Here is a 22,057-nt window from a genome sequence, read left to right as displayed (position 1 = left end):
GCACCTGCTGCTTGGTTCTCAGGCCAGCGTGGCGAGATAGGCGCGCCAGCCGCCGAGTTCGGTGATTTCCCGCGCGCCGCGCAGGGCGTGGGCTTCGCAAAGGAAGCCGGTCGCGACGCGGCCGCTGGCCAGCGTGACTTTGCCGACGCCGAGCGGGGCAGGGATGCCGTTGACGAAACGACCGAAGGAATCCGCCGGAAGCGACCAAACCTCGACCTCCAGTCCCGCTCCGGAAAATCCGGGTTCGCGGATGAGGCCGGGTTTGGCGGGCGTCGAGTTGGGCAGAACGAACAGGCGGTAATCGCCAGCCGTGCGCGTGGATTCAACCAGAAAGCCGCCGCCGTCGGTCAGTTGTCCATTCAGCGGCTGGCCCGTGAGATGCGCGCCCACCACGACAATCTCGATCCGCCCGTCGGCAACCGGCGCAACCTTCGCCGGGACCGGCTCTTTCGCCGCTCCCGAACCGCAGCCCGTGGCGTCATGAAAGGCGGCGGCGAAGGGCGCCAGGGCGTCGTCGCATTGGCCCGGCGCGATCAGCGTCACGCCGAATGGCAGTCCATCGGCGCGAAAGCCGGAAGGCACGGCGATCGCCGCCATGCGGCAGAAATTCACGAAATTGGTGTAGCGGCCGAAATGGGCGTTAAGCCGCACCGGATCGGCAAGCATCGCCTCGACCTTGTAGATCGTCGGCGAGGTCGGCAGCAGCAGGAAATCGCATTTTTTTATTTCCGTTTCAGCCTCGAGCAGCAGGGCTTTCAGGCGATATTGGCCGCGAAAGGCGTCGGCGGCGGTGAATTTGCGCGCCTGTTCGATCAGGCCGCGCACCGTCGGATCGAGCGCTTCCGGCTGGGCGTGGAGGAAAGGCTCGATCGCCGCCAGGCGTTCGGCGAGCCACGGCCCTTCATAAAGGAGCGAGGCGATGGCCAGAAACGGCGCGTAATCGAATTCGACAGTCGCCCAGCCGAGCGTTTCGGCGCGCGCGATCGCCTGCTGGTATAGAGCCGCGCTTTCGGCGTCGCCGTAGAATTCACGATCCTTGGCCGCCAGGACGCCGACGCGCGGCCTGGGCGGCAGGCCTTTTGGCGCCGGGGGAACCGAATAAGCGTCGCGGGCGTCGAACCCATCAAGGACTCGCCGCACCATGACGCCATCGGCGACGCTTGCGGTGAAGACATTGACGCAGTCGAGGCTGCGGCAGGCGGGAACAACGCCTGCCGCGCTGATGAGGCCCGGCGTCGGCTTGATCCCGACTATGTTGTTGAACGCCGCAGGCACCCGGCCCGATCCGGCGGTGTCGGTGCCGAGCGAAAAGGCGACCAGGCCGGAGGCAACCGCCACCGCCGAGCCAGAGCTTGACCCGCCCGACACGTAATCGGCGTTGAAGACCGAGCGCGGCGCGCCGTAGGGCGAGCGCGTGCCGTTGAGGCCAGTTGCGAATTGGTCGAGATTGGTCTTGCCGACCAGAAGCGCGCCCGCCGCCTTCAGCTTTTCCACCACCGTCGCATCGGCTTCGGCGCGATAGGCATAGGCCGGGCAGCCAGCGGTGGTCTCGCTTCCCGAGACGTCAATATTATCCTTGACCACAAAAGGAGCGCCCCATAGCGGCAGGCGCGCCGGATCGGGCGCGCGGGTGAGCAGGTCGCGGGCGGCGGCGCGCAGCTCTTCTGGAGCGACGCGGGAAATGAAGATCGCCGGATCGCGGCTCGCGGCGATCCGCGCCAGCACGTCCTCGACCACATCGAGGACGTCTTCGGGTCGCGCCGCGTAACGGTCGCGCAAGGCGTCGAGCGTGAACAGAGCGGGCATCACACTTCCTCCAGGGCGCAGACGATGTCGCCGGCGCGCAGGGTCTGGCCGGGTTTGGCCTGTATGGCGCGGACAATTCCGCGGGCGGTCGCGGCGATCGAAATTTCCATTTTCATCGATTCGATGATCACGAGCGGCTGGCCGATTTCGACATGGGCGCCTTCCTCGACCATCAGTTTCCAGACATTGCCTGGCGCCTCCGAAAATTGGCCGATGCAGCCGTCGGGAACCTCGCCGCCGGAGCCGAGCGCGGCCGCCGCGTCGTCAAGCGGCGCCTCGTCAATTTTCTGGTCGCGCCAGCGCTGGCGCTCGGCTTCAAACGCCGCTTGCTGCCGGTTCTTGAAGGCCGCAATGCCGCCGGCCTCGCGCGCGAGAAAGGCCTGATAATCGGCGTAGGAAAATTCCGTCTCCTCGATTTCCAGCGGAAATGCGCCATGCGGGAAGGCGGCGCGCGCCTCCAGCAATTCCTCGGCGCTGACCGGGAAGAAGCGGATCTGGTCGAAGAAGCGCAGCAGCCATGGCGCGCCCGGCGCGAATTCCCTGGTGCTGCGCCAGGAGTTCCACATCTGGATGGTGCGGCCGAACAATTGGTAGCCGCCGGGCCCTTCCATGCCATAGACGCACATATAGGCGCCGCCGATGCCGACCGCGTTTTCCGGAGTCCAGGTGCGGGCAGGATTGTATTTGGTGGTGACGAGCCGATGGCGCGGATCGACCGGCGTCGCGACCGGCGCGCCGAGGTAGACGTCGCCCAGGCCGAGGACGAGGTAGGAGGCGTCGAAAATGATCTCCTTGACCGCCGCCTCGTCGTCGAGGCCGTTGATGCGGCGGATGAACTCGATATTCGACGGACACCAGGGGGCGTTGGGGCGCACCAAGTCTTGATATTTGCGCATCGCCAGTTCGGCCTGCGGATCGTTCCACGACAAGGGCAGGCGGACGATCCGGCTCGGCGCCTTCATCTGCTCGATCGAAGGCAGCGAGGCTTCAATCTCGCGCAAGGCGTCGAGCAGTTTCGGCCGCGACAGAGCCGTTCCGTCATAGTGAATTTGCAGCGAGCGTATGCCCGGCGTCATGTCGATCAGGCCGGGGAGTTTCGCATGTCGCACAGCATCGGCCAGCAGGCCGACCCGCATGCGCGAGCCGATGTCGAGGCTCATCGACCCATATTCGACCAGCAGATTATCGTCGCCGCTCCGGCGATAGACCACCGGCGTCGGGCCTTGCTCATTGCGCCCGACGATCGGCGAACCGAGCTCCTCCGGCGCGCGCAAAACGGTCGGCCCCGTGATCGGATCGGCGTCGCGCTTGACCGCGATGAAACGCAATTTGTCGCCGGGCTTGAGCTGGCCGAGCTTCCACATATCCTCGCGGGCGGTGACCGCCGGACAGACGAACCCCCCGAGACTCGGACCGTCGGGGCCGAGAATGATCGGCATGTCGCCCGTGAAGTCGATCGAGCCGATGGCGTAGGCGTTGTCGTGAATATTGGACGGATGGAGGCCGGCTTCGCCGCCGTCGCGACGCGCCCAGGTCGGCTTGGGGCCGACGAGGCGCACGCCGGTGCGCGCCGAGTTGAAATGGACCTCATATTCGGACGAGAACAGGGTCTCTATATCCTCGTCGAGGAAGAAGTCCGGCGCGCCATGCGGGCCATAGACCACCGACAAACGCCAGTCGTGGGTCAGCGGCGGCGCGTCCTCAGGCGCCAGCGCCCGCGCTTCGCCCGCCGGCGCGTCGGCGAGATGGAGAACGTCGCCAGCCTTCAGGGCGCCGGTGGCGTGGCCGCCGAAGCCGCCGAGCGTGAAGGTCGCGCGCGAACCGAGGAACAAGGGGGCGTCGAAGCCGCCGCGAACGGCAAGATAGGCGCGCAGGCCGGGTCCGTCCACGGCGCCGAGTTCAAGCACCTGTCCAGCCTGGGCCTCGACCGGCGCATTATTGGGGATTTCGACGCCGTCCAGCCGAGCCCTCATCCGGGCGCCGACCAAAGCGAACAGGGTGTCGACATTGAAGCGCAGGACCGGGCCGCGCGCGGTCAGCTCCAGCGCCGCTGCGGTTTCCGGATTGCCGACGATTCGATTGGCGAGGCGAAAACTCTTCTCGTCCATCGGGCCGCTCGGAGGCACCCCGACGTCCCACAGGCCAAGGCGGCCGGGCAGTTCCTGAATGGTCGATTGCGCGCCGGGGCTCAACACGTCGAGCGAGCGCGGACGGAACGCGAAATGCGGCAGCACATTGGTCGCCACATCGCCGCGCGCGAAAAAATCAGACCCGGCTATGGCGCGCAGATAGGACAGGTTGGTCTCGATGCCGGCGATGCGGGTTTGCGCCAGGGCCGCGCGCAATTTCGCCAGAGCCTCGTCGCGAGTCGCGCCATGGACGATGATCTTGGCGAGCATCGGATCGTAATTCGCCGTGACTTCGGCGCCCTTTTCGATCCAGCCGTCGACGCGGGCGTCGGACGGGAAGACCACGTCGGTCAGCAGCCCGGCGCTGGGGCGAAAACCCGCCGAGGGATTTTCCGCATAAATGCGCGCTTCCATGGCCGCGCCCCGCGGCGTCAGCTTTTCGGCTCCGGACAGCACGTCTTCGCCTGCCGCCTGCCGGATCATCCACTCCACCAGATCAACGCCGAAGACAGCCTCGGTCACCGGATGCTCGACCTGAAGGCGCGTATTGACTTCGAGAAAGTAAAAGTCCTGCCGCGCGACGTCATAAATGAATTCGACCGTGCCGGCGGATTCGTAATTGACGTTCTGGCCCAGCGCGACGGCCGCCTCGCGCAGGCGGCGGCGCATGGCGTCGGAAAGCCCGGGCGGCGGGGTCTCCTCGACCACTTTCTGATTGCGGCGCTGGAGCGAGCAATCGCGCTCGCCGAGCGCGACGACGCGGCCCTTGCCGTCGCCGAAAATCTGCACTTCGACATGGCGCGCCAAAGCGACGAAACGTTCCAGATAGAGCCGGGCGTCGCCAAAGCCGGCCTTGGCGGTGCGGCGCACACTCTCGAATTTTTCGCGCAGCGATTCCGGGCCTTCGCAGAGCTGCATGCCGATGCCGCCGCCGCCCGCCGTGCTTTTCAGCATGACCGGATAGGAAATAAGCTCGGCTTCCTTTAGCGCCTGCTCGACATCGTCGAGCAGGCCGGAGCCCGGCAGCAGCGGCGCGCCGGCCTTTTCCGCGATTTCGCGCGCCGTGTGCTTGAGGCCGAAGGCGCGCAAATGGTCCGGGCGCGGGCCGATGAATTTTATGCCTTCCGCCGCGAGACGCTCGGCGAAAGCGACATTTTCGGACAGGAAGCCATAGCCGGGATGGACCGCTTGCGCTCCGGTCTGCTTGCACGCTTCAATGATTTTCTCGGCCAGCAGATAGCTTTCGTTCGCCGCCGCCGGGCCGAGCCGAAAAGCTTCGTCGGCGTCGAGAACCGGCCGGGCGAAGCGGTCGGCGTCCGAATAGACCGCGACGCTCTTGACGCCCATTTTGCACAAGGTTCGAGCGATCCGGCCGACGATTTCGCCCCGGTTGGCGATCAGGACTTTCGTGAACATTCAGGCCTCCGGAGCGTCCCAGATCAGAACCCGCACCGGCGTCGGATGGAAGCCGTTGCAAGGGTTGTTGATTTGCGGGCAATTGGAAATGACGCAGAGAATGTCCATTTCCGCGACCAGCTCGACATAATCGCCGGGTTTCGACTCGCCGTCGACAATGGCCAGATTGCCGGTGGGCTCGACCGGCACGTTCATGAAGAAATTGATGTTGGGCGCGACATCGCGTTTCGACATGCCGTGCTTCGTCACTTCCATCACGAAATTCTCGCGGCAAGCGTGCTGGTATTTGACGTGATGGCCGAAACGCACCGTATTGCTCTCGCAAGAGCAGGCCCCCGCCGACGTGTCATGGGCGCCGCCGGTATTGGCGACGACGCGCGCCATCACGCGGCCTTCGTTCGACATCAAAGCCGTGCCTTCGACGACATAGGCCGAGCCCTGTTCGCGCAATGTGTCCTGCGCGCTGTAGCGCTCGCTGAAATCGTCGGCGCGATAGAACAGGGTGTCCACGGCCTGCTGGCCATAGCTGTCGACAATGCGCAAAACCTGTCCCTTGCGCACAATATGGGACCACGGCTTTTGCGCGGGAATTTCGAAATCGTAAATCGCTTCGGCGGCGGCGCGGGCGGCCGGGACGCAAGTGAATTGGCTCATCATCCCCTCCTCAGGCCAGAGCGGCGGCGTTGTTCTCGAAGGCGCGGATCGCTTCCGCGCTGCCGGTGCGGCAGAAATCATCGGGCGGGACGGGGAGGCGAAACCGCGTCAGCTCCAGCAGCCCGGGAGCGTAATCGGGCGCGGGATCGAGCGGGTGGGGGCAATTGGACAGAGCGATCAGCAGGTCCATTTCCGCGCGCAGATCGACGAAATCATTGTTGGCGCGCCTTGATTCATTCCAGACGAAGCGGCCATCGGCGTCGACATCGATCGGCGCGAAAAACGTCACCGGCAATGGGATGTCCGCGCGTGAAAAACCGAGCTTGCCGGCGGCGAGGATGAAATTGTCGCGGGTGTTGCGATGGTCGCCGCCGTATTTCCTGGCGTTGGAGGCGGCAGTCGAGCCGCCGACCAGAGCGTCATGGGCGCCGTTGGTGTCCTCGACGATCGAGAAAACCACCTTGCCCATGTCGGAGAGGATGACGCGGCCTTTGCGCAGGCTCGCGCTCCATTGCACCTTTACGCTATCGGCGTGGTTGATCCGTTCGCTGACGTCATGCGCGTTCCAGGCGACGACGGAGACCGAAGCGCGGCCGTGGGCGCTGAACAGGCGCAAAGTCTCGCCGCGTGCGATGCGGCCATAGAAATACCAGCCGCCGGGAACGGTTTCGCGCGCGATGATCGCGCCTTCGAGAATGGGGGCGCCGTCCTTCTTCGTCAGTTCAGGCAGAGCGCGCGGCGCGGCGCCCTGGCCCGCGGCCTTGAGCCTTTCATAATTCGCGCGATTGACGGCGATTTCCGCCTTCTGCGCTTCGGTCAGAATCATGTTTCTTCCTCACGAGGCTTGAAATCCGGGCCGTCCCGGCTCTGCCCCTGTCTTGGCCGGGTCGTCCCGGCCAGGGCGGCTGAAGGGTTTGGCGGCGCCGGCGACGCGCGGCGGCCAGATTTCGATGTCCTTGGCGATGGTTGCGCCATAGCGCTCACGCTCTTCCGGGCGATTGCGGCGGCGTTCGAAGGCGAGGATACGCGTGCCGAGGCGAAAGGCCTCCGGCAGGTCATGGGTGACCATCACGACGGTCAGATCGGTCTCGTTCCACAGACTTTTCATCAAGGCCTGAATGTCGGAGCGAATACCGGGATCGAGCGCGCCGAAAGGCTCGTCGAGCAGCAGCACTTTCGGCTGCCGCATCAACGCCTGGGCCAAGGCGAGGCGCTGCTGCATGCCGCCCGACATTGCAGCTGGATATTTGTCGGCCGCGCCCGATAGGCCAACCTCGTCGAGCAGGGCGCGGGCCTGCTCGGCCGCCGCGCGCCGCTTGGCGCCGAACAGCTTGCCGAGAAGCGGGGATTGCGCCAGCTCCGCGCCGAGCATGACATTTTGCAACGCCGTGAGATGGGGAAACACCGAATAGCGCTGAAACACCACGCCGCGACTGGCGTCGGGTTCGGCGACCAGCGGCGCGCCGTCGAAAATGATTCTGCCTTGCGTCGGCGCGTCCTCGCCGAGCAGCATGCGCAGGAAGGTGGTTTTACCGCAGCCCGAGGGACCGACCAGCATCAGGAAGGCGCGCCGCTCGATCTCGAACGAAATGTCCTCCAGGACGATCTGGTCGGCATATTCCTTCCAGACATTTTCGACGCGGATAAAGCTCATGACGCCCTCGCTGCGGCGAACCAGGGAAAGGCGCGGTTCTGAACCCAGCGCAGCGCGGCGTCGGAGAGATAGGCCAGCAGCGTGATCCAGGCGACATAGGGCAGTATCACGTCCATTGACAGATAACGGCGCACCAGAAAGATGCGATAGCCAAGACCGGCATCCGCCGCGATGGCTTCGGCCGCGATCAGGAACAGCCAGGCTGGGCCGAGTTGCAGCCGCAGCGAATCCACCAGGCGCGGCAACATTTGCGGCAAAACCATGCGCAGGGCGATCTGCCAGGTCGAGGCGCCGAGCGTCTGCGCCTTCAGAAATTGTTCGCGCGGCAATTCCGACACCCGCATCGCGAGATCGCGCACGAGCACCGGGACGGTGCCGATGACGATCAGCGCGATTTTGGACGCTTCGCCGAGCCCCATCACGATGAACAGAATGGGCAGAAGGGCCAGTGGCGGCGCCATGGAGATCACGGCGACGAAGGGGTTGAGCAAGGCGCCCGCCATGGGCAGCAAGCCCGTGGCGACGCCGATGATCAGGGCGGATAGTGTCGAGATCGTCAGGGCGATGAGGAGCCGCCGCAGGCTCGCCGCCGTATCGAGCCACAAAATGTAATTTCCGGTTCGAGGATCGGCGTGAAAGGCCAGATCGTTCACCGCCTGGATCATGCTCCCCAAGGAGGGGAGCAATTTGTCGTTGGGGTTTTCCGCCAGCCGGAGATGCGAGAACAGCAGATAGGCCCCGAAGGTCAGCGCGAAGGGAAGGGCGGCCAGAAAGAGGGCTTGGCCCCTTGAGGGTTTGACGTTGAGAAAACGCATTCTCTTCCCCGCGCGATGACAAAAGTCAGGAACTGCCGATCAAAGCTTGCCTTCAGCCGCGAGCAGCATGAAGCTCGGGTCGAAGCGGAACTTGACGTTCTTGGCGTCGCCGAGGACTTTCTTGTCGGCCAGTTCGATGCCGATGGCGCCGGCGCTTTTGGCGTCCTTGCCGAGCAGGGATTTGGCGAAGAGGAATTCGCGCACATGGTCCATGGTGGTCGCAACGTCCTTGCTTTCCGTGAAGGCCGCGGCCTCCTTGGGCGTTGCGAAAAGTTTGGTGGTCTTGAGCTGGGCTTCGAAGCCGGCGAGGTCGGAGCCTGAAGCCTTGGCCATCGCTTCGCGAGCCGCCTTGCCCTCGGCGGTGTCGGCGAGCATTTTGGTCAAAGTCTCATACCAGATGCCGACCAGCGCCTTGCCGAACGCGGGATTGTCTTTCAGGACGCCAGTATTGGCGACCATGAGATCCATGATCTCACCCGGGATCTGCGAGGAATCGAACACTTTATGGGCGTCCGGCGAACCGAGGATTTCCAGGACGATCGGGTTCCAGGTGACGACGGCGGTGACGTCCGGCGTTTTGTAGGCGGCGGCCATGTCGGAATCAGAGGTATTGACCACCTTCACGTCCTTTTCGGACATTTTGGCGCTGTCGAGCGCGCGCGCGAGCAGGTAATGCGAGACCGAGAATTCGACCAGATTGACATTCTGTCCCTTGATGTCGGTCAGCTTGGTCTTGTTCTTGAGGATGACAGCGTCATTGCCGTTGGAGAAGTCGCCAACGATCATCGCGGTCGTGTCGACGCCGCCCGCCGCCGGGATGGAAAGCGCGTCCATATTGGTGATCGTCACGGCGTCATAGCCGCCGGCAGTATATTGATTGATCGATTCAACATAGTCGTTGAATTGTTTTACTTCGATGGAAATGCCATATTTGTCAGCCCATTTCTTGACGATGCCGGAGTCGGCGGCATAGCCCCAGGGCATCCAGCCCACATAGATCGACCAGGCGACCTTGAAGCTTTTCTTGGCTTCTGCCGCCGCGCCGCCAACGCTCAGGGCGAGGACGGAGCCTGCAACGACAATCGTGCGAAGGAAAGAGTTCTTGCGCATACGGCTATCCCTCAAAAATCCAGACATGGAGAGGGATTGGCGAAGACCATCGTATTGCCAATCCCTTGGCTTACGAGGTCTCCCGGGCTTTTGTCCCGCCGTGCGCCCGAAGGATGTCTCCCTTCGGGGGGCGGCTCTCGGACCAGCGCCTCTTGATGAGACCGGAACCCTAGCCGCCAACTCTAGGCCTTAGGGTAACGCGCTGACGCGAAAAATGGGAAGTCTCAATATGCATAAATAATCGGCAGTTTGCGCAGTTTGTTTATTCAACTTGCACGCAGCCTCGGCGCAACAGAGCTCCGGGCGTCACGATGCGGCGCTCGCCACAATTGGCCGCTTCGCTGGCTATTGCAGCAGGATCTGTCCGACCGGCCGCTTCGGGTTGACGGCGGAATTTGCCACGCGCGAGCTCTGCTTCGGCTCAGGGGCCGACATTCAACGCGCCTTTCATTCCAGGATGAAAGCGACAAAAATATTGGATGGCGCCTTCTCGTTTAAGCACAGTCCTGCCCTTTGCCCCGGGCGGCAGATCGATATCGAAACTGCCGTCCGTGGCGGTCGCGGTATGCCGGAAGATATCGGCGTTGCTCCACTCAATGATGTCGCCAATCCGCAGCCCTTCTGGCGCCCGGCCATATGCGAGATGATTCACGACGATCAAATGCGTCGAAGGATCAGCGCTCGCGTCCGCCGCCGCCATAAAGGCGACAAGGGCCGCCGCCAACGCCATTGTGAATTTGGGTTTTGTCATGCCGCCGGCCTATTTCAGCTCGCCAACAAGATGCTCGGCGTGCTTTTCATGTTCCGTAAAAAGCTTCAATCCAGTATCGAGGAGCCCCTTCAGTTCGGTGTTTTTCGCCGAAGGAATCAAGCTACTGGCAAGGGCGCCGTTCACCGTCTTGTGGTAGGCGACTTCGTTCTCGGCATAGGCCTTGTCGAAAGCTGAACCGCTCAGTTTAGCCAATTCCCCCCTTTTCTTGTCGGCGCCTTGCACGAGGGATTGACTGGTGGCGTTGTCCTCGGGCTTGACATTGAGCTTCTTGACCAGCGCAAGCGCCTGGTTGTTGACCGCGGCATGATCTCTGGCCATTTCTTCCGCGAATGCGCGGACGTTTTTATCCTTCGACTTCTGCAGCGCTTGGTTCGCCGCCTCGATGTCAATCTGTCCCGCGGTATAGGCGATGTGAGCAATTTGCGGGTCGGTTAGCGGCGAAGGCGATTGCGCTCGCACGGCGAACGCCAAAGCGCACAGGGCCGCGCCCGCGAGGATGCTTCGTGCATGAATCATGGTCGTTCTCCTTGGGGAGAGGCGGGCCAACAAGGTCCGCCCATTTTTGACAGCGGCCATTGGATGCCAGTCCTGAAAAAAGGTTCCCGGGAACTTTTTCCCGGCGCGGCCGTCAAATCTTCGATGGAGGCCGCTCCGCGTTTTTTCGTGCGCCGTGCGCGGATCAACATTGCGGGCCAAGCAGACGGGGGGAGTTCGATGAAAGACAGCACTGTGCGGGCAACGATTCTTGACGCCGTTTCAGACGCCGAACTGTTGGCGCGTACGGGGGTCGGCGACACGCCGGCATTTGTCGCCTTGATGCAGCGGCACAATCGCCGCCTTTATCGGGTTGCGCGTGCGGTGGCCGGCAACGACGTCGAGGCCGAGGACATCGTCCAGGCGGGCTGGACGCATGCCTTTGCGGGCGCAGACGGCTTTCGCGACGAATCCCGGGTGTCGACCTGGCTGGTGCGGATTGTCCTCAACGAAGCTTTCGGGCGGCGAAGGAAGGAACGTCCCATGATCGAGATCGAAAAGCTGGACGGGCGGCTCGCGGCCGAGGTCATCGCTTTCCCTTCAAGCCGAGGCAATCCGGAAAACGACGCGGAAAGTGCGCAGATCCGTAAAATGCTCGAAAACGCCATCGACGATCTTCCGCAGCCGTTTCGGACGGTCTTCATGATGCGCGCCGTCGAGGACATGACCGTCGATGAGGTGGCCGCCGCGCTGGATTTGCCGCAGGCTACAGTAAAGACCCGGCTGCATCGCGCTCGCGCCAGGCTCAGAAAGGCGCTCGAACAACGCCTCGGAGCCAGCCTGAACGAAGCGTTCTCATTCGAAGGCGCGAGGTGTCGCGGGATCACAGAACGAGTCTTGGCCGCGCTTGCGCTCGCAACGCCAGACGGAGCCACGTGAATTTCAGACTGATTGCAAAGTTTGTCATCCAGCAGGATGCGAACTAGGATCTGGGTGCCGGACAGGTTCCTGTCCGAAAAGGAATGGATTCCCGAGGGCGTTAAGCAGTCCAATTTTTTCCGCCATTTTATCGATTAGCCCTGTTAACAGCGGAGACAATCGCTGTGCCGAGGAACAACAGAGCACGCTGATAGTGTCGCGATATTTTTCGCAGTAAACGGGGCCGATTCCGGCGATCGGCGCCATGCCAAGCCGGGTCAGCATCCTGTCTTGACGATCTTTTGTTCCCGCGGCGCAAATCGCGAAGCCATGCTCCGCGCGGGAAGCTTTCCCGATAGCGTCAGCAACGACGGCCGATGCCGCCGCCAACTGAACGCTCAGTCCAAAATCGCGATTTTTCGCTCGATATTCGGGGTCGACGACCCATCTACCGATTTCCACAATTTCATCTTGTCTTGCTCCCAATGTTCGCAGCATCTGTGAAAACATTTCCGCGCCGAGACTTTTTTCGGTGAGACATGCGGGTCCATCGCGATCGAGATGATAGAGGCGCACGCAACCGACGAGTTTGGCGCCATCATAGGCCAGGACATGAAAGGCGTGGCGATCAATTGGGTCAGGATCGAGAAAGGCGCCTGCCGGAGTTCTGAACGCCGGCCGGCGGCCGTCTTCGTAAAAAGCCTTCCCGCGAAGAGCCCTGACCTCAGCGAGCCAATCGAGAGTTGGCCCATTATTGTCCCGATCCAGTTTCCAACCGGGCGGTTCCTTCAGCCGCCAACTGAGCGACGGTCGAGGGACGAAATGGCTTTGGGCGCCCTTCGCTCGCGCATCTGCGAGCCGCACGCAGTCGCCAAGGAAGCTTGCATAAGCGTCTAGCGACGCCTTCCCCGCTGCTGCGAGCGCGGAAAGACTCCAGGGCGCGCGCTCGATCAGATCGTTCAGCGCCCGTGCATTGAGATCCGTGTGGGCGCCATCGAGCATGATGTGCTTCGTGATAAAACTAAGGCAGGAAATAATGTCTGGACCGAGCAATTCGATGCAGCGCCCGACAATCTGCTGGCCATAACGCAAGGGCAGCATCTCGATTTCATATTCGATCGCGACCTGAGCGAATGGCGTTTCGCCCGCGATGTTTTCTTCGTGCAGCTGGCAATATGTCATGACGCCGGGGCTGGGCGCCTGATCGAGCATGTCGTCGGCGTCGACGGAGGGCGCGTGGGTTACGTTCCATCGCGCGGCGAGAGACCGCAGATCGGCGATCATCAAGAGGTGATGATCCGCCTCAGCGGAGGCATGACGCGCCAATGCGCGTCCGACCTGCGTGAACCCCATCTGCTCGCAGCGAACCCCCGCACGGCGAATCCAGCCCTCTACCGGCTGGGTCATATGCGCGCCCAAGGCGCAGAAATACATCAGGAACAGTTCCGCGCGGGCCGCATCCTCCATTGCCTGCAAGCTTCTCACGCCAAAGCTTTCGTCGAAGCGTTTGCGCGCGGGAGCGAGAAGAATTTCGTAGTCCGACAAAGACGCCATTTCATTCTCTCCTCTCGTTTTGCGAGCAGTGTGTCCTCGGCGGCCGCCTCGCCGAGACAGCCTGCATTCAAAGTCGCCGCAGCGCTTCCGCCGGGCTCATCGACGCCGCGCGCCAGGCAGGATAAAGCGATCCGACCGCGCAGAGGGCGATTGAGACCAGCAATGTCGGAGGCGTCATCGAGAGGCTGGGGTGAAAAGATAGAATATCGCCAATGGCCGGGAGGTATCTGAACAGCAGCGATATGGCGTAGGACAGCGGAATCCCAATAAAACAGCCCGCTATCCCGATCAGGACGCCCTCGAACACGATCGACGCCATTGTTCGCGACCTGGACCATCCGATCGCCGACAGGATACCGATCTCCCGCGTGCGCTCCTGCACCGCCATCAGCAGTGAATTGAGGACGCTCAGCCCCCCCATCGTGAGCGCGATCAGCGATACCGAGCGCGATATGGCCTTCATGACCAGAAGATTGCGGTCGCGCTGGAGCAATTGATCTGTCGGCGTGGCGAATAGCGAATCCATTCGCCCGATCTCCGACTTGATCGCCTCGATCGCGGCCGGCAGGAGCGTCGGCTGAAGCTTGATCTCAAACATCGTGACCTGATTTTGCCTGTAGGCGATCTCCTGCATCTCGGACAAGGCCATGTAGATCATCGAGCGGTTGAGCGCGGACTGATAATTCGCGATCGCGACGACGCGGAACCTTGTGTCGAGGATGTCGAGCGTGTCTCCGACATCCTTGTGCAAGGATTCCGCTGCTCCGGCCCCGAGGACGACGCCCCGACCTTCGTGCGGCCCGGGAACATGGCCGCTGGCGATTGGCATTCCATTCCAGAAGAAGCTGTCTGCGGCCCAGCCGGTCAGGACTTTCTGTTGATCATGATCGACTGGCGCATACATCAAGAGCTCGCCTGCGACAGCCTGGACGCCGTGGAGCGACGCCAGCCTGTTCTGGACATCTTCGGCAATGAAGCCGGAAAAAATATCGGAGGCGTTGCGTGAGAGAACTGTGAGGTCGGCGCCGCGCTCGTCCGCTCCTTCTGCGACGCCACGGCTGATGCTGTCCGCAAGCGCGACCAAACTCAGAGCAGAGGCGACAGCGAGGCCGACGCTGAACGAGACGACCGCCGTACGCGAGGCTCTCCGTTGCAGGTTGCGAAGCGCGAGCGTAATCAGGTTCACGGCGACGTCCCCTTCATTCGTTCCTGACGCGCTTTCCCAATTTCAAGGGCCGCCAGCGGAGCGCTCGAGTCGTCGACTATGCGCCCATCCCTGATCGTGACGCGGCGGCGACAACGCCCGGCGAGATTTTCGTCATGGGTCGCTATGACCAGAGCCATGCCGTGCGTTTGCTGGATCTCCAGAAGGAGCTCCATGATCGAAGCGGTATTGGCGGAATCGAGATTGCCAGTCGGCTCGTCGGCGAGCAATAAGGCCGGCGTATTTGCCAGACTTCTGGCGATTGCGACGCGCTGGCGCTCGCCGCCTGATAGAGCCGCCGGAAGATGACGCATGCGCGCTTCCAATCCAACCCTCGCCAGCAGTTCGGCGGCGCGGCGCCGGCGCTCGCGCGACGAGCGTCCGTCCATCAGCGCCAATTCGACATTTTCCATCGCGGATAAAGTCGGCAGCAGATAAAATTCCTGGAACACGATGCCGATATGCCGCCCACGAAGCCTTCGCCACCCGCGCTGGTCGCATACCTGTTCCTCGCGCCAAAAGACTTTGCCGGTCGTCGCCTCGTCGCAGCCGGACAGCATATGAATGAGAGAGCTCTTGCCGCTGCCGCTCTTGCCCAGGAGGGCGATGCAGTCGCTCGCATAGGTCGAGAGGCTCACGTCGCACAATGCGACAACCGCGCCGTCATCGAATTTGCGGCTGACATTCTCGAGGCGCATCAATGGAGACGAAGCCGTCATATCGAAAGGTCTCTCAAACACGATCCCGCATTTAGCGGCCCAGCATCTCCGTCGCGGCGTCAATGTCGTCATTGTTGCGGCCGAGAAGAGCCTTCGTTTCGTTCCGCAGTGAAATGACCGAGCTGCGGCCATCGACCACGACATCCACGGCCTGTGCTTTTCCGGCGCCGTGAAGACGCCAGATGATCATGTGGGCCGGTTTGCTGGAACGCGTGGCGAGGAGACGCGCGCTGTCCTCGCCTTGCTTCAATCCAATCAATTGGAGAGGGCTTCCCTCGGCGCCCTGGTTTTGCCGGACACAATCACGGATCGCCCATCGTCGCGCAGCCGCGCGAAATGCGGCGCGCTGCTGGGGCGACATGCGGACCCAGATCGGTCCCGTCGCGCTCTGGGCGACGGCGTCCATATTGATCGCGGTCGTCACAATCCGATCGCAAGCGTGATGCGTCTGCGCCGCAGGCTGGGCGCCGGATTCCATGATGATCCTGTTGATGGTAGCGAGAAATTCGGCGTCCTGCGGATCGATCTCAGCCGCCGCAGCGCCGCTGAAGCGTGCGGACGATCCCAGGACGACGCCTACGCCAATTGCGGCCGCCAGGGCGAATGACGCCCAGTGACCGGCCTTTGGGCGCCAACCGCTCCATCCAGGCATCGTCAAGCCTCTGATCGTGGCCATGGCCGGTCGGGCGGCTCAATAGCCGTAGTCATTACAAATATTGGCCCACTGCCAGCCGTAATAAGTCCAGACGCGGCGCCAGCACGTATCCCCATAATAGCCTACGCCGACAAAGGGCGCGCCGACGAACACGACATTGTTGAAACGGTGATGCCGCCGGAAGGCGAAATTATGGAAGGCGACGCGCTGGTGAACAAATGGCGCTCCGCCTCTCGGGCCAAACGCCATCCCCCCGCGAAATCCGCCCCCCCGAAATCCGCCGCCGCCAAAATGCGCCGCGCCGCCACGCATCCCGCCAAAGCCGCCGCCGCCGAAATGCATTCCGCCGCCATGCATGCCCCCAAAGCCCCCGCCGCCGCGGAACGCCTCCGCCGGCGCCGCAACCATCATCGCCGCTCCGAGCGCCGCAGCGGCCAAGCCAATCAACCGTCGGTTTTTCATGACCCGATCCTCGATAAGCGAGACGGGCGCACCGGCGCCCCAAGATCGCGAAATCAGATGGAACCAGAATAGTCAAATAATTACAAATGACTAATCCGACAGTTTCTGACAAAAAAGTTAGTTTTCGGATGTCTATTGTTGTGACAGGATCATCATCGCAAGCAGCTTCCGGCGCAAATTTAGAGATGCCGCGAAATGATCGGCAAACCATCACGCATTCTTGTCATTGAAGACGACTGCGAGACGGCTGAGCAGCTCGTGGATTCGCTTGCGACGCATGGCTACAACGTCGATCTTGCGCTCGATGGGGAAGAGGGTCTGAAGCGCGGCCGTTCAGTCGATTACGCCGCAATGACGATAGACCGCATGCTCCCTGGGATCGACGGAATTTCACTGATCCGACTGCTGAGGGAAGAGGGCGTTTTCACGCCCGCCCTGATCGTCAGCGCCCTTGGCGAGGTTGACGATCGCGTGCGCGGCTTGCGCGCCGGCGGCGACGATTACCTCGTCAAGCCATTCGCCTTCGCGGAACTCCTTGCGCGTGTCGAAGCGCTCGTGCGGCGAAGCGAAAACTCCGGCAAGGAAATCGTCTTGCGCGTCGGCGATCTCGAACTCGACCTGGTGTCGCGGGCGGTTAGCCGCCGCAACCAGAAGATCGACTTACTGCCGAGAGAGTTTCAGGTGCTTGAGTTTCTCGTTCGCAACCAGGGTCATGTCGTCCCGCGGGCGATGCTTCTGCAACATGTGTGGGATCTGCATTTCGATCCCATGACCAATATCATCGACGTTTACGTCGGCCGCGTGCGGCGCAAGGTCGACGCCGGTCAAGCTTATCCGCTCATTCATACGATACGAGGCATAGGGTTCTGTGTCCGCGCTCCTGGCTAAGACGCTGCGATCCTCCACGTTCAGGCAGGCTTTGGCCTCGATCCTGATCTTTGGCGCAATCGTCCTCGGGCTGTTCGCCTATGTCTATCGGGCGACGGCAACCTATGTCACGAGCCAATCGGCAAACGCGGCCGAAATCGAGATGGGCGAGTTGCGGGACGTCTTTGTGACGAAGGGGCGAGACGCGTTGATCGCAGCGCTGTCGCAGAAAGCTGTCGTCCCGGCATCCAAAAGCAATGTCTATTTGCTCGCCGATCCGTCTTTTGCGCCTGTTGCCGGCAATCTCGCGGCGTGGCCGCCGTCCGCGAAAATCTCGGTCGGATGGGTGGAATTCAGAACCCGCGATGGCGCGCCACTATTGGGAGCAGCCGCCGCGACGCTTCCTGACGGCAGCCATCTGCTTGTCGGTCGGGACATCGCCGAGCTCAGCCGCTTCACCGAAAAAATCAAGGCGGCCTTCGTTTTCTGCCTGTTGTTGATCTTCGCGCTGGCAGTTTTCGCCAGCGTGGCTGTGACGCGGCGAACGGTGGGGCGCATCGAGGCCGTCAATGCGACCAGCCGCGCAATCATGCAATGTGGTCTGGGTCAGCGCATTCCGCTGCGCGGGACGCATGACGAATGGGATGAACTGGCTGCAAACCTCAATCGGTCGCTCGACCGCATCGAAGAATTAATGGAGCAAGTGAAACAGGTGAGCGACAATGTGGCGCACGATCTCCGCACGCCGCTCGCCCGCATGCGTGGACGACTCGAAAAAGCATATCATGGGGAGCGCGAAGCCGCGCGCGACCAGTCCGTGATTGGGGAAGCCATCATCGAACTTGACGGCGTCCTGCGGATGTTCGCCTCGCTTACGCGGATCTCCCAAATCGAAGCAAACACCCCATCGACGCCGCTTCGACCGGTCAACTTGTTCGCCATAGCGAATGAGGTCGTCGAATTATTCGACGCCGCGGCCGAAGAATCGGGAGTTCATCTCAAAGTCATTGGCGATCCCGACGTCGTCGCAATGGGCGACCGGGATCTGCTGTTCGATGCCGTCGCCAATCTCGTCGACAACGCCGTCAAGCATGGTCGCCCCAAGGGCCAGGTGTCGGTGGAAGTCAAAAAGAGCGACGGCGTTTCGGTCGTTTCCGTCGCCGACGACGGACCGGGAATTCCGTTATCCGAACATCAGCGTGTGTTCCAGCGCTTCTACAGGCTCGAGCGAAGCCGCCAAAGCCCGGGCAACGGGTTAGGCCTCAGCCTCGTCGCCGCGGTCGCGCTTCTTCATGGGGCGCGTGTCGAACTGATCGACAATGCGCCGGGACTTATCGTGCGACTTAAGCTTCATCCATCCGGCGAGCTGCGTCCTTTCAATTCGGAAGGCGCCGGCTGATTCAAAAGACGTCATTCGTGGAACCAATCAGAGCGGTGACGTGACCGGCGCCGAAAAGAACGGCCAGCCCCGATATTCAGCGAAAATTCAAGTGTGTATGGCGGTCACGCGAAGCTGTCCCTCGCGTCGCAGCACCCGGAGGGAGACCTCTTCGCCGTGACGGCCGATCGCGAGATCGACGCTTGAATTGCCGAGACGAAGTTGACGCAGAATCACTTCATCGACGAATGATGGCAGGCGCGGATTCAGCAGCCGGATTTCATTTAATTCGGGATTGAAGCTGAGTCCGAGCGAAGCCTGCAACAGTGCGAAAGGCGCGGCTGCGGCCCAGGCCTGCGGCGCGCATGCGACGGGATAGAGCGTCGGACCGCGCCCCCTCCGGCGCTGGAAGCCGCAAAACAGCTCTGGCAGGCGGCTGGCGTCCATATAGGTTGCGGCGTCGAACAGGCCCGTGAAGACACGCTCGATCGGGCGCGACAGCCCGTTGCGGGCAAAACCTAGCGCAATCAAAGCGTTGTCATGCGGCCAGACAGATCCGTTGTGATAGGACATGGGATTATAGCGCCGTTCCGCCTGCGACAGCGTGCGAATGCCCCAACCGGAAAAAAAGCCGGGCCGCATCAAACATTCCGTGACTTGGGCAGCGCGCGCGCGCGAGATGACGCCCGTGAAAAGAAGCTGCCCTGCGTTCGAAGTCCGGACTTTGCACTGCCGCTTCGCGCCATCGAGCGCCAGCGCATAGCTCGCAATTTCCGGGCACCAGAAACGCTCTTCGAAACGGGCCGCGAGTTCGCTCGCCTGCCGGTCGAGCGCGTCCGCAAGAGCCTCATTGCCAAGCCGCCGCGCGAGGCGCGCCGCAAGTTGCTTGGCCATGAAGACATAGCCTTGCACTTCCGCGAGAGCGATCGGTCCCTGCGCCAGCTGCCCGTCGGCGTGGAAGACGGCGTCGTGGGAATCCTTCCAGCCCTGATTGGCGAGGCCCTGATCGGTTTGGCGATGATATTCGACGAAGCCGTCACGGTCGGGATCGCCCGGCCCATCGATCCACGCCAGCGCCGCCGCGATATGGGGCCATAATTCCAGGATGGTCTGGCTGTCGCCCGTGCGCTCGAAATAGAGTCCCGCCAGCATGACGAAAAGCGGCGTCGAATCCACGCTGCCATAATAAAGCGCGAACGGAACCTCATGGAGGATCGCCATTTCGCCCGAACGCATTTCGTGCAGGATTTTTCCCGGTTCCGCGTCGCTGACCGGGTCGAAGCCCTTCGCCTGAAACGCCGCGAGACGCCACAAAACGCCGCGCGCGACGCCGGGGTCGCACCATAGCAGCTCGATTGCCGTGATGATGCCGTCGCGGCCAAAGGTAGTCGAATACCAGGGGATGCCCGCATAGGGAAACGGCCCCTGCGCGGTTTCCGTCGTCAGCATTTTGATATCGGCCACCGAGCGGCACAGGATCTGATTGAACAGGTCGTTGGAGGTTTCGACGCTGGCCATATTGGCGCTCATGGCTTTCGCCTCGCGCGCCGCCGCGACCAGTCCGCGAAGGAATGGCGCGGGCGGAGTTTGACACGTGTCGTCGCAGCAGATCGTGGCGAATAATGAAAGCCGCTCACCCGGCGCCAGCACGATCGAAAAGGATGCGACGCTGGTGGTCAGCTGGGTGGGCGGCGGATCGAAAAGCAGCGTGGTGGAGCGCGTGAGGCCATCGAGACCCTCATAGCGCAGCAGGACGGTTTTCTCGTCGACCACGCAGGCGGAGGCGACGCCGCGCCGCTCGCGCCTTATGCCGCGCACCTCGAAGATATCGGCGAAATCGCTGGCGAAAGCGAAGGCCAGCCGCAGCGATACTTTCTCATCGCCATGGTTTTGAACGCCGAAGCGTTGATAGGCGGCGCCGCGCCATAAATACAAGGTCCGGACGATGTGGACGAGATCCTTGTGCAGGACGAGCTTGTTCTCACGATAAATGTCGGGATTGGTCAGATCGACCGAAAGATTGGAGTTGTCGTCCCGGACATTCGAACTCAGCAGCAGAAGCTGCATGCCATTAAGCAGGAATTCGAAATAGGACAGATATCGGGTGTCGGATCGAAAAATCCCATCGGCGCCCCCGACGCTGGCGCCGATGTCGCCATGACTGTCGACGACGGTGAAGGTGTCGTCATGTTTGAGATTGCGCCGATGCCGCGTCGGGCCGGTCGCCGGAATGTAGAAATCGGCGTCCGGCGCCGGATCAAGCGACTCGGCGGTGTGTGGCGCCGGGACTTCTTTCAAAGCGCGGCCCCCGATGTACTGACTCTTCGCTGCGCCACAACCTCCCTTTTCCTGTCGAGCTCCAGCTCGGGAGCTGGCGCCAGCAGGGAGCGATAGAGGTTCACATAATTCTTCGCCATCGAGCGCGACGAAAACCGTTCCTCGAAACGCCGGCGGACGGCGCGGCGGTCAAGGCCCAGCACCCGGGGCAGGGCTGCTGCGGCCTGCTCCATGCCGTCGACGATAACGCCAGTCACGCCCTCGTCGATGATCTCGGGAACAGAGCCCCTTCGAAACGCCAGCACCGGCGTTCCGCAGGCCATGGCTTCGATCATGGTCAATCCGAAAGGTTCGGGCCAGTCGATCGGGAACAGAAGCGCCAGCGCCTCGCCGAGAAACTTCGTTTTTTGCATCTCGTTGATCTCGCCGATGAATTCGACGCCCGGGCTATTGAGCAAGGGCGCGACGCGCTCGCGAAAATAAGCCTCGTCCACCTTGTCGACCTTTGCGGCGATCTTGAGGGGAATCCCCAGATCCCGGGCGATCTGAATGGCTTGTTCTGGACCTTTCTCGGGAGAGATGCGGCCCAGGAAGGCGACATAGCCTCCGCGCGGATCGAAGGTCGGACTGTGAAACTGCAGCGGCAAGCCATGATGAATGGTCGCGGCGAAATCCACCTTCGGAAGGGGCACGCGTTGCGCGTCCGAAATCGACACCAAGGGCATGCCCTCGAAGGCGCTGTAGAAGGCCGGCAAATCCGGCAAATCCAGCCGTCCGTGCAAGGTGGTCACCGTGCGCCGCGCAATCGAGCGAAACAGCGGGAAGTGAAAATAGTCGATGTGAAAATGGAGAATGTCGAAGTTGTGAGCCTGCTGCCGCACGCGCTCAAGCATCATCACGTAATAAGGAATCGCGTCCCGCGCCTGGTCGTTGAGACGCAAGGCTGCCGGAGCGCAAGAAACAAGATTGGCCGATGTCAGGGAGTCCCCGCTCGCAAAAAGGGTGACATCATGGCCCATATTGACGAGTTCTTCCGTGAGATAGGAAACAACGCGCTCCGTCCCACCGTAGAGTCTCGGAGGCACACTTTCCATTGGTGGGGCGATCTGACCGATTTTCATGCTGAAATGCCTCCTATGCTGTTAGAATAACGCTCAAGCCCGCAAGTGGTTTCAAAGCCTTGGGCTCGGCTC

The 22,057-nt window shown here is 62.1% G+C and carries 19 protein-coding genes and 1 riboswitch; of the genes, 3 read left to right on the top strand and 16 right to left on the bottom strand.

Annotation, left to right across the window (positions count from 1 at the left end):
* Nucleotides 1-18: 18 nt before the first annotated feature.
* The 9 genes from atzF to QZ409_RS08910 form a co-directional block, all read right to left on the bottom strand.
* Nucleotides 19-1,809, bottom strand: a complete 1,791-nt coding sequence (atzF, locus tag QZ409_RS08950; RefSeq protein ID WP_296709625.1) for an allophanate hydrolase — start codon at nucleotides 1,807-1,809, stop codon at nucleotides 19-21.
* A complete protein-coding gene (gene uca / locus QZ409_RS08945) occupies nucleotides 1,806-5,351 on the bottom strand; it encodes an urea carboxylase (protein WP_296709624.1) in 3,546 nt (1,181 codons plus the stop codon). Before uca ends, atzF begins: the two co-directional genes overlap by 4 nt.
* Nucleotides 5,352-6,005, bottom strand: coding sequence for an urea amidolyase associated protein UAAP2 (locus QZ409_RS08940; protein ID WP_296709621.1), 654 nt, complete (start codon nucleotides 6,003-6,005; stop codon nucleotides 5,352-5,354).
* Nucleotides 6,006-6,015: 10 nt separating this feature from the next.
* The gene (locus QZ409_RS08935; protein WP_296709619.1) at nucleotides 6,016-6,831 is read right to left on the bottom strand and encodes an urea amidolyase associated protein UAAP1; all 816 of its coding nucleotides are present in this window, start codon (nucleotides 6,829-6,831) and stop codon (nucleotides 6,016-6,018) included.
* 9 nt (nucleotides 6,832-6,840) lie between these two features.
* Nucleotides 6,841-7,659: an ATP-binding cassette domain-containing protein gene (locus QZ409_RS08930; protein ID WP_296709616.1), complete on the bottom strand. Its 819-nt coding sequence runs from the start codon at nucleotides 7,657-7,659 to the stop codon at nucleotides 6,841-6,843.
* Entirely contained in the window at nucleotides 7,656-8,474 is an 819-nt protein-coding gene (locus QZ409_RS08925; protein ID WP_296709612.1) for an ABC transporter permease subunit, read from the bottom strand. Before QZ409_RS08925 ends, QZ409_RS08930 begins: the two co-directional genes overlap by 4 nt.
* A 39-nt stretch (nucleotides 8,475-8,513) precedes the next feature.
* Nucleotides 8,514-9,584, bottom strand: coding sequence for a putative urea ABC transporter substrate-binding protein (locus QZ409_RS08920; protein WP_296709610.1), 1,071 nt, complete (start codon nucleotides 9,582-9,584; stop codon nucleotides 8,514-8,516).
* Nucleotides 9,585-9,661: 77 nt separating this feature from the next.
* A riboswitch (guanidine-I (ykkC/yxkD leader) is annotated at nucleotides 9,662-9,768 on the bottom strand.
* A 237-nt stretch (nucleotides 9,769-10,005) separates the two neighbouring features.
* A complete protein-coding gene (locus tag QZ409_RS08915) occupies nucleotides 10,006-10,314 on the bottom strand; it encodes a hypothetical protein (RefSeq protein WP_296709607.1) in 309 nt (102 codons plus the stop codon).
* A gap of 30 nt (nucleotides 10,315-10,344) precedes the next feature.
* Nucleotides 10,345-10,872 carry a DUF4142 domain-containing protein gene (locus QZ409_RS08910; RefSeq protein WP_296709605.1) on the bottom strand — a complete coding sequence of 176 codons (528 nt, stop codon included), beginning with the start codon at nucleotides 10,870-10,872 and terminating at the stop codon, nucleotides 10,345-10,347.
* On the opposite strand from QZ409_RS08910, the gene QZ409_RS08905 reads away from it, so the two are divergent.
* Nucleotides 10,864-11,769 (top strand): RNA polymerase sigma factor, encoded by a 906-nt coding sequence (locus tag QZ409_RS08905; protein ID WP_296709602.1) that lies wholly within the window; start codon nucleotides 10,864-10,866, stop codon nucleotides 11,767-11,769. The two genes, QZ409_RS08910 and QZ409_RS08905, sit on opposite strands and share 9 nt — an antisense overlap.
* A gap of 24 nt (nucleotides 11,770-11,793) precedes the next feature.
* Here the strand turns inward: QZ409_RS08905 and QZ409_RS08900 are convergent, their stop codons facing one another.
* The 5 genes from QZ409_RS08900 to QZ409_RS08880 all read right to left on the bottom strand — a co-directional run bounded on the left by QZ409_RS08900 (nucleotide 11,794) and on the right by QZ409_RS08880 (nucleotide 16,342).
* Nucleotides 11,794-13,302, bottom strand: coding sequence for a GNAT family N-acyltransferase (locus QZ409_RS08900; protein ID WP_296709599.1), 1,509 nt, complete (start codon nucleotides 13,300-13,302; stop codon nucleotides 11,794-11,796).
* 67 nt (nucleotides 13,303-13,369) lie between these two features.
* A complete protein-coding gene (locus QZ409_RS08895; RefSeq protein WP_296709596.1) occupies nucleotides 13,370-14,488 on the bottom strand; it encodes an ABC transporter permease in 1,119 nt (372 codons plus the stop codon).
* Nucleotides 14,485-15,225: an ABC transporter ATP-binding protein gene (locus QZ409_RS08890; RefSeq protein ID WP_296709594.1), complete on the bottom strand. Its 741-nt coding sequence runs from the start codon at nucleotides 15,223-15,225 to the stop codon at nucleotides 14,485-14,487. The genes QZ409_RS08895 and QZ409_RS08890 overlap by 4 nt, the downstream gene beginning before the upstream one ends.
* Nucleotides 15,226-15,256: 31 nt before the next feature.
* Nucleotides 15,257-15,877, bottom strand: coding sequence for an ABC transporter substrate-binding protein (locus tag QZ409_RS08885; protein ID WP_296709591.1), 621 nt, complete (start codon nucleotides 15,875-15,877; stop codon nucleotides 15,257-15,259).
* Between the two features lie 39 nt (nucleotides 15,878-15,916).
* Nucleotides 15,917-16,342 carry a hypothetical protein gene (locus QZ409_RS08880; protein WP_296709588.1) on the bottom strand — a complete coding sequence of 142 codons (426 nt, stop codon included), beginning with the start codon at nucleotides 16,340-16,342 and terminating at the stop codon, nucleotides 15,917-15,919.
* 195 nt (nucleotides 16,343-16,537) lie between these two features.
* Between QZ409_RS08880 and QZ409_RS08875 the strand changes: the two genes are divergently transcribed.
* Together QZ409_RS08875 and QZ409_RS08870 are read left to right on the top strand one after the other, a co-directional pair.
* Complete coding sequence (locus QZ409_RS08875; RefSeq protein ID WP_296709587.1) at nucleotides 16,538-17,230, top strand: response regulator transcription factor; 693 nt, start codon at nucleotides 16,538-16,540, stop codon at nucleotides 17,228-17,230.
* Nucleotides 17,231-17,372: 142 nt separating this feature from the next.
* Nucleotides 17,373-18,608, top strand: a complete 1,236-nt coding sequence (locus QZ409_RS08870) for a HAMP domain-containing sensor histidine kinase (protein ID WP_296710225.1) — start codon at nucleotides 17,373-17,375, stop codon at nucleotides 18,606-18,608.
* A gap of 87 nt (nucleotides 18,609-18,695) precedes the next feature.
* On the opposite strand, the gene QZ409_RS08865 is transcribed toward QZ409_RS08870, so the two are convergent.
* Together QZ409_RS08865 and QZ409_RS08860 are read right to left on the bottom strand one after the other, a co-directional pair.
* Nucleotides 18,696-20,885, bottom strand: a complete 2,190-nt coding sequence (locus QZ409_RS08865; RefSeq protein ID WP_296709584.1) for an amylo-alpha-1,6-glucosidase — start codon at nucleotides 20,883-20,885, stop codon at nucleotides 18,696-18,698.
* Entirely contained in the window at nucleotides 20,882-21,985 is a 1,104-nt protein-coding gene (locus QZ409_RS08860) for a glycosyltransferase family 4 protein (protein ID WP_296709576.1), read from the bottom strand. The genes QZ409_RS08865 and QZ409_RS08860 overlap by 4 nt, the downstream gene beginning before the upstream one ends.
* Between the last annotated feature and the right edge of the window lie 72 nt (nucleotides 21,986-22,057).

Origin of the sequence: Rhodoblastus sp., assembly GCF_019449565.1 — a bacterium.
Taxonomy (GTDB): Bacteria; Pseudomonadota; Alphaproteobacteria; order Rhizobiales; family Beijerinckiaceae; genus Rhodoblastus.
This window is presented reverse-complemented; position numbering and strand designations above follow the sequence as displayed.

Coding starts and splice junctions, on each gene's coding strand:
- uca (WP_296709624.1), bottom strand. CDS start 5,351: ATGTTCACGAAAGTCCTGATCGCCAACCGGGGCGAAATCGTCGGCCGG.
- QZ409_RS08940 (WP_296709621.1), bottom strand. CDS start 6,005: ATGAGCCAATTCACTTGCGTCCCGGCCGCCCGCGCCGCCGCCGAAGCG.
- QZ409_RS08935 (WP_296709619.1), bottom strand. CDS start 6,831: ATGATTCTGACCGAAGCGCAGAAGGCGGAAATCGCCGTCAATCGCGCG.
- QZ409_RS08930 (WP_296709616.1), bottom strand. CDS start 7,659: ATGAGCTTTATCCGCGTCGAAAATGTCTGGAAGGAATATGCCGACCAG.
- QZ409_RS08925 (WP_296709612.1), bottom strand. CDS start 8,474: ATGCGTTTTCTCAACGTCAAACCCTCAAGGGGCCAAGCCCTCTTTCTG.
- QZ409_RS08920 (WP_296709610.1), bottom strand. CDS start 9,584: ATGCGCAAGAACTCTTTCCTTCGCACGATTGTCGTTGCAGGCTCCGTC.
- QZ409_RS08915 (WP_296709607.1), bottom strand. CDS start 10,314: ATGGCGTTGGCGGCGGCCCTTGTCGCCTTTATGGCGGCGGCGGACGCG.
- QZ409_RS08905 (WP_296709602.1), top strand. CDS start 10,864: ATGAATCATGGTCGTTCTCCTTGGGGAGAGGCGGGCCAACAAGGTCCG.
- QZ409_RS08910 (WP_296709605.1), bottom strand. CDS start 10,872: ATGATTCATGCACGAAGCATCCTCGCGGGCGCGGCCCTGTGCGCTTTG.
- QZ409_RS08900 (WP_296709599.1), bottom strand. CDS start 13,302: ATGGCGTCTTTGTCGGACTACGAAATTCTTCTCGCTCCCGCGCGCAAA.
- QZ409_RS08890 (WP_296709594.1), bottom strand. CDS start 15,225: ATGACGGCTTCGTCTCCATTGATGCGCCTCGAGAATGTCAGCCGCAAA.
- QZ409_RS08885 (WP_296709591.1), bottom strand. CDS start 15,877: ATGCCTGGATGGAGCGGTTGGCGCCCAAAGGCCGGTCACTGGGCGTCA.
- QZ409_RS08880 (WP_296709588.1), bottom strand. CDS start 16,342: ATGAAAAACCGACGGTTGATTGGCTTGGCCGCTGCGGCGCTCGGAGCG.
- QZ409_RS08875 (WP_296709587.1), top strand. CDS start 16,538: ATGATCGGCAAACCATCACGCATTCTTGTCATTGAAGACGACTGCGAG.
- QZ409_RS08870 (WP_296710225.1), top strand. CDS start 17,373: ATGGGCGAGTTGCGGGACGTCTTTGTGACGAAGGGGCGAGACGCGTTG.
- QZ409_RS08860 (WP_296709576.1), bottom strand. CDS start 21,985: ATGAAAATCGGTCAGATCGCCCCACCAATGGAAAGTGTGCCTCCGAGA.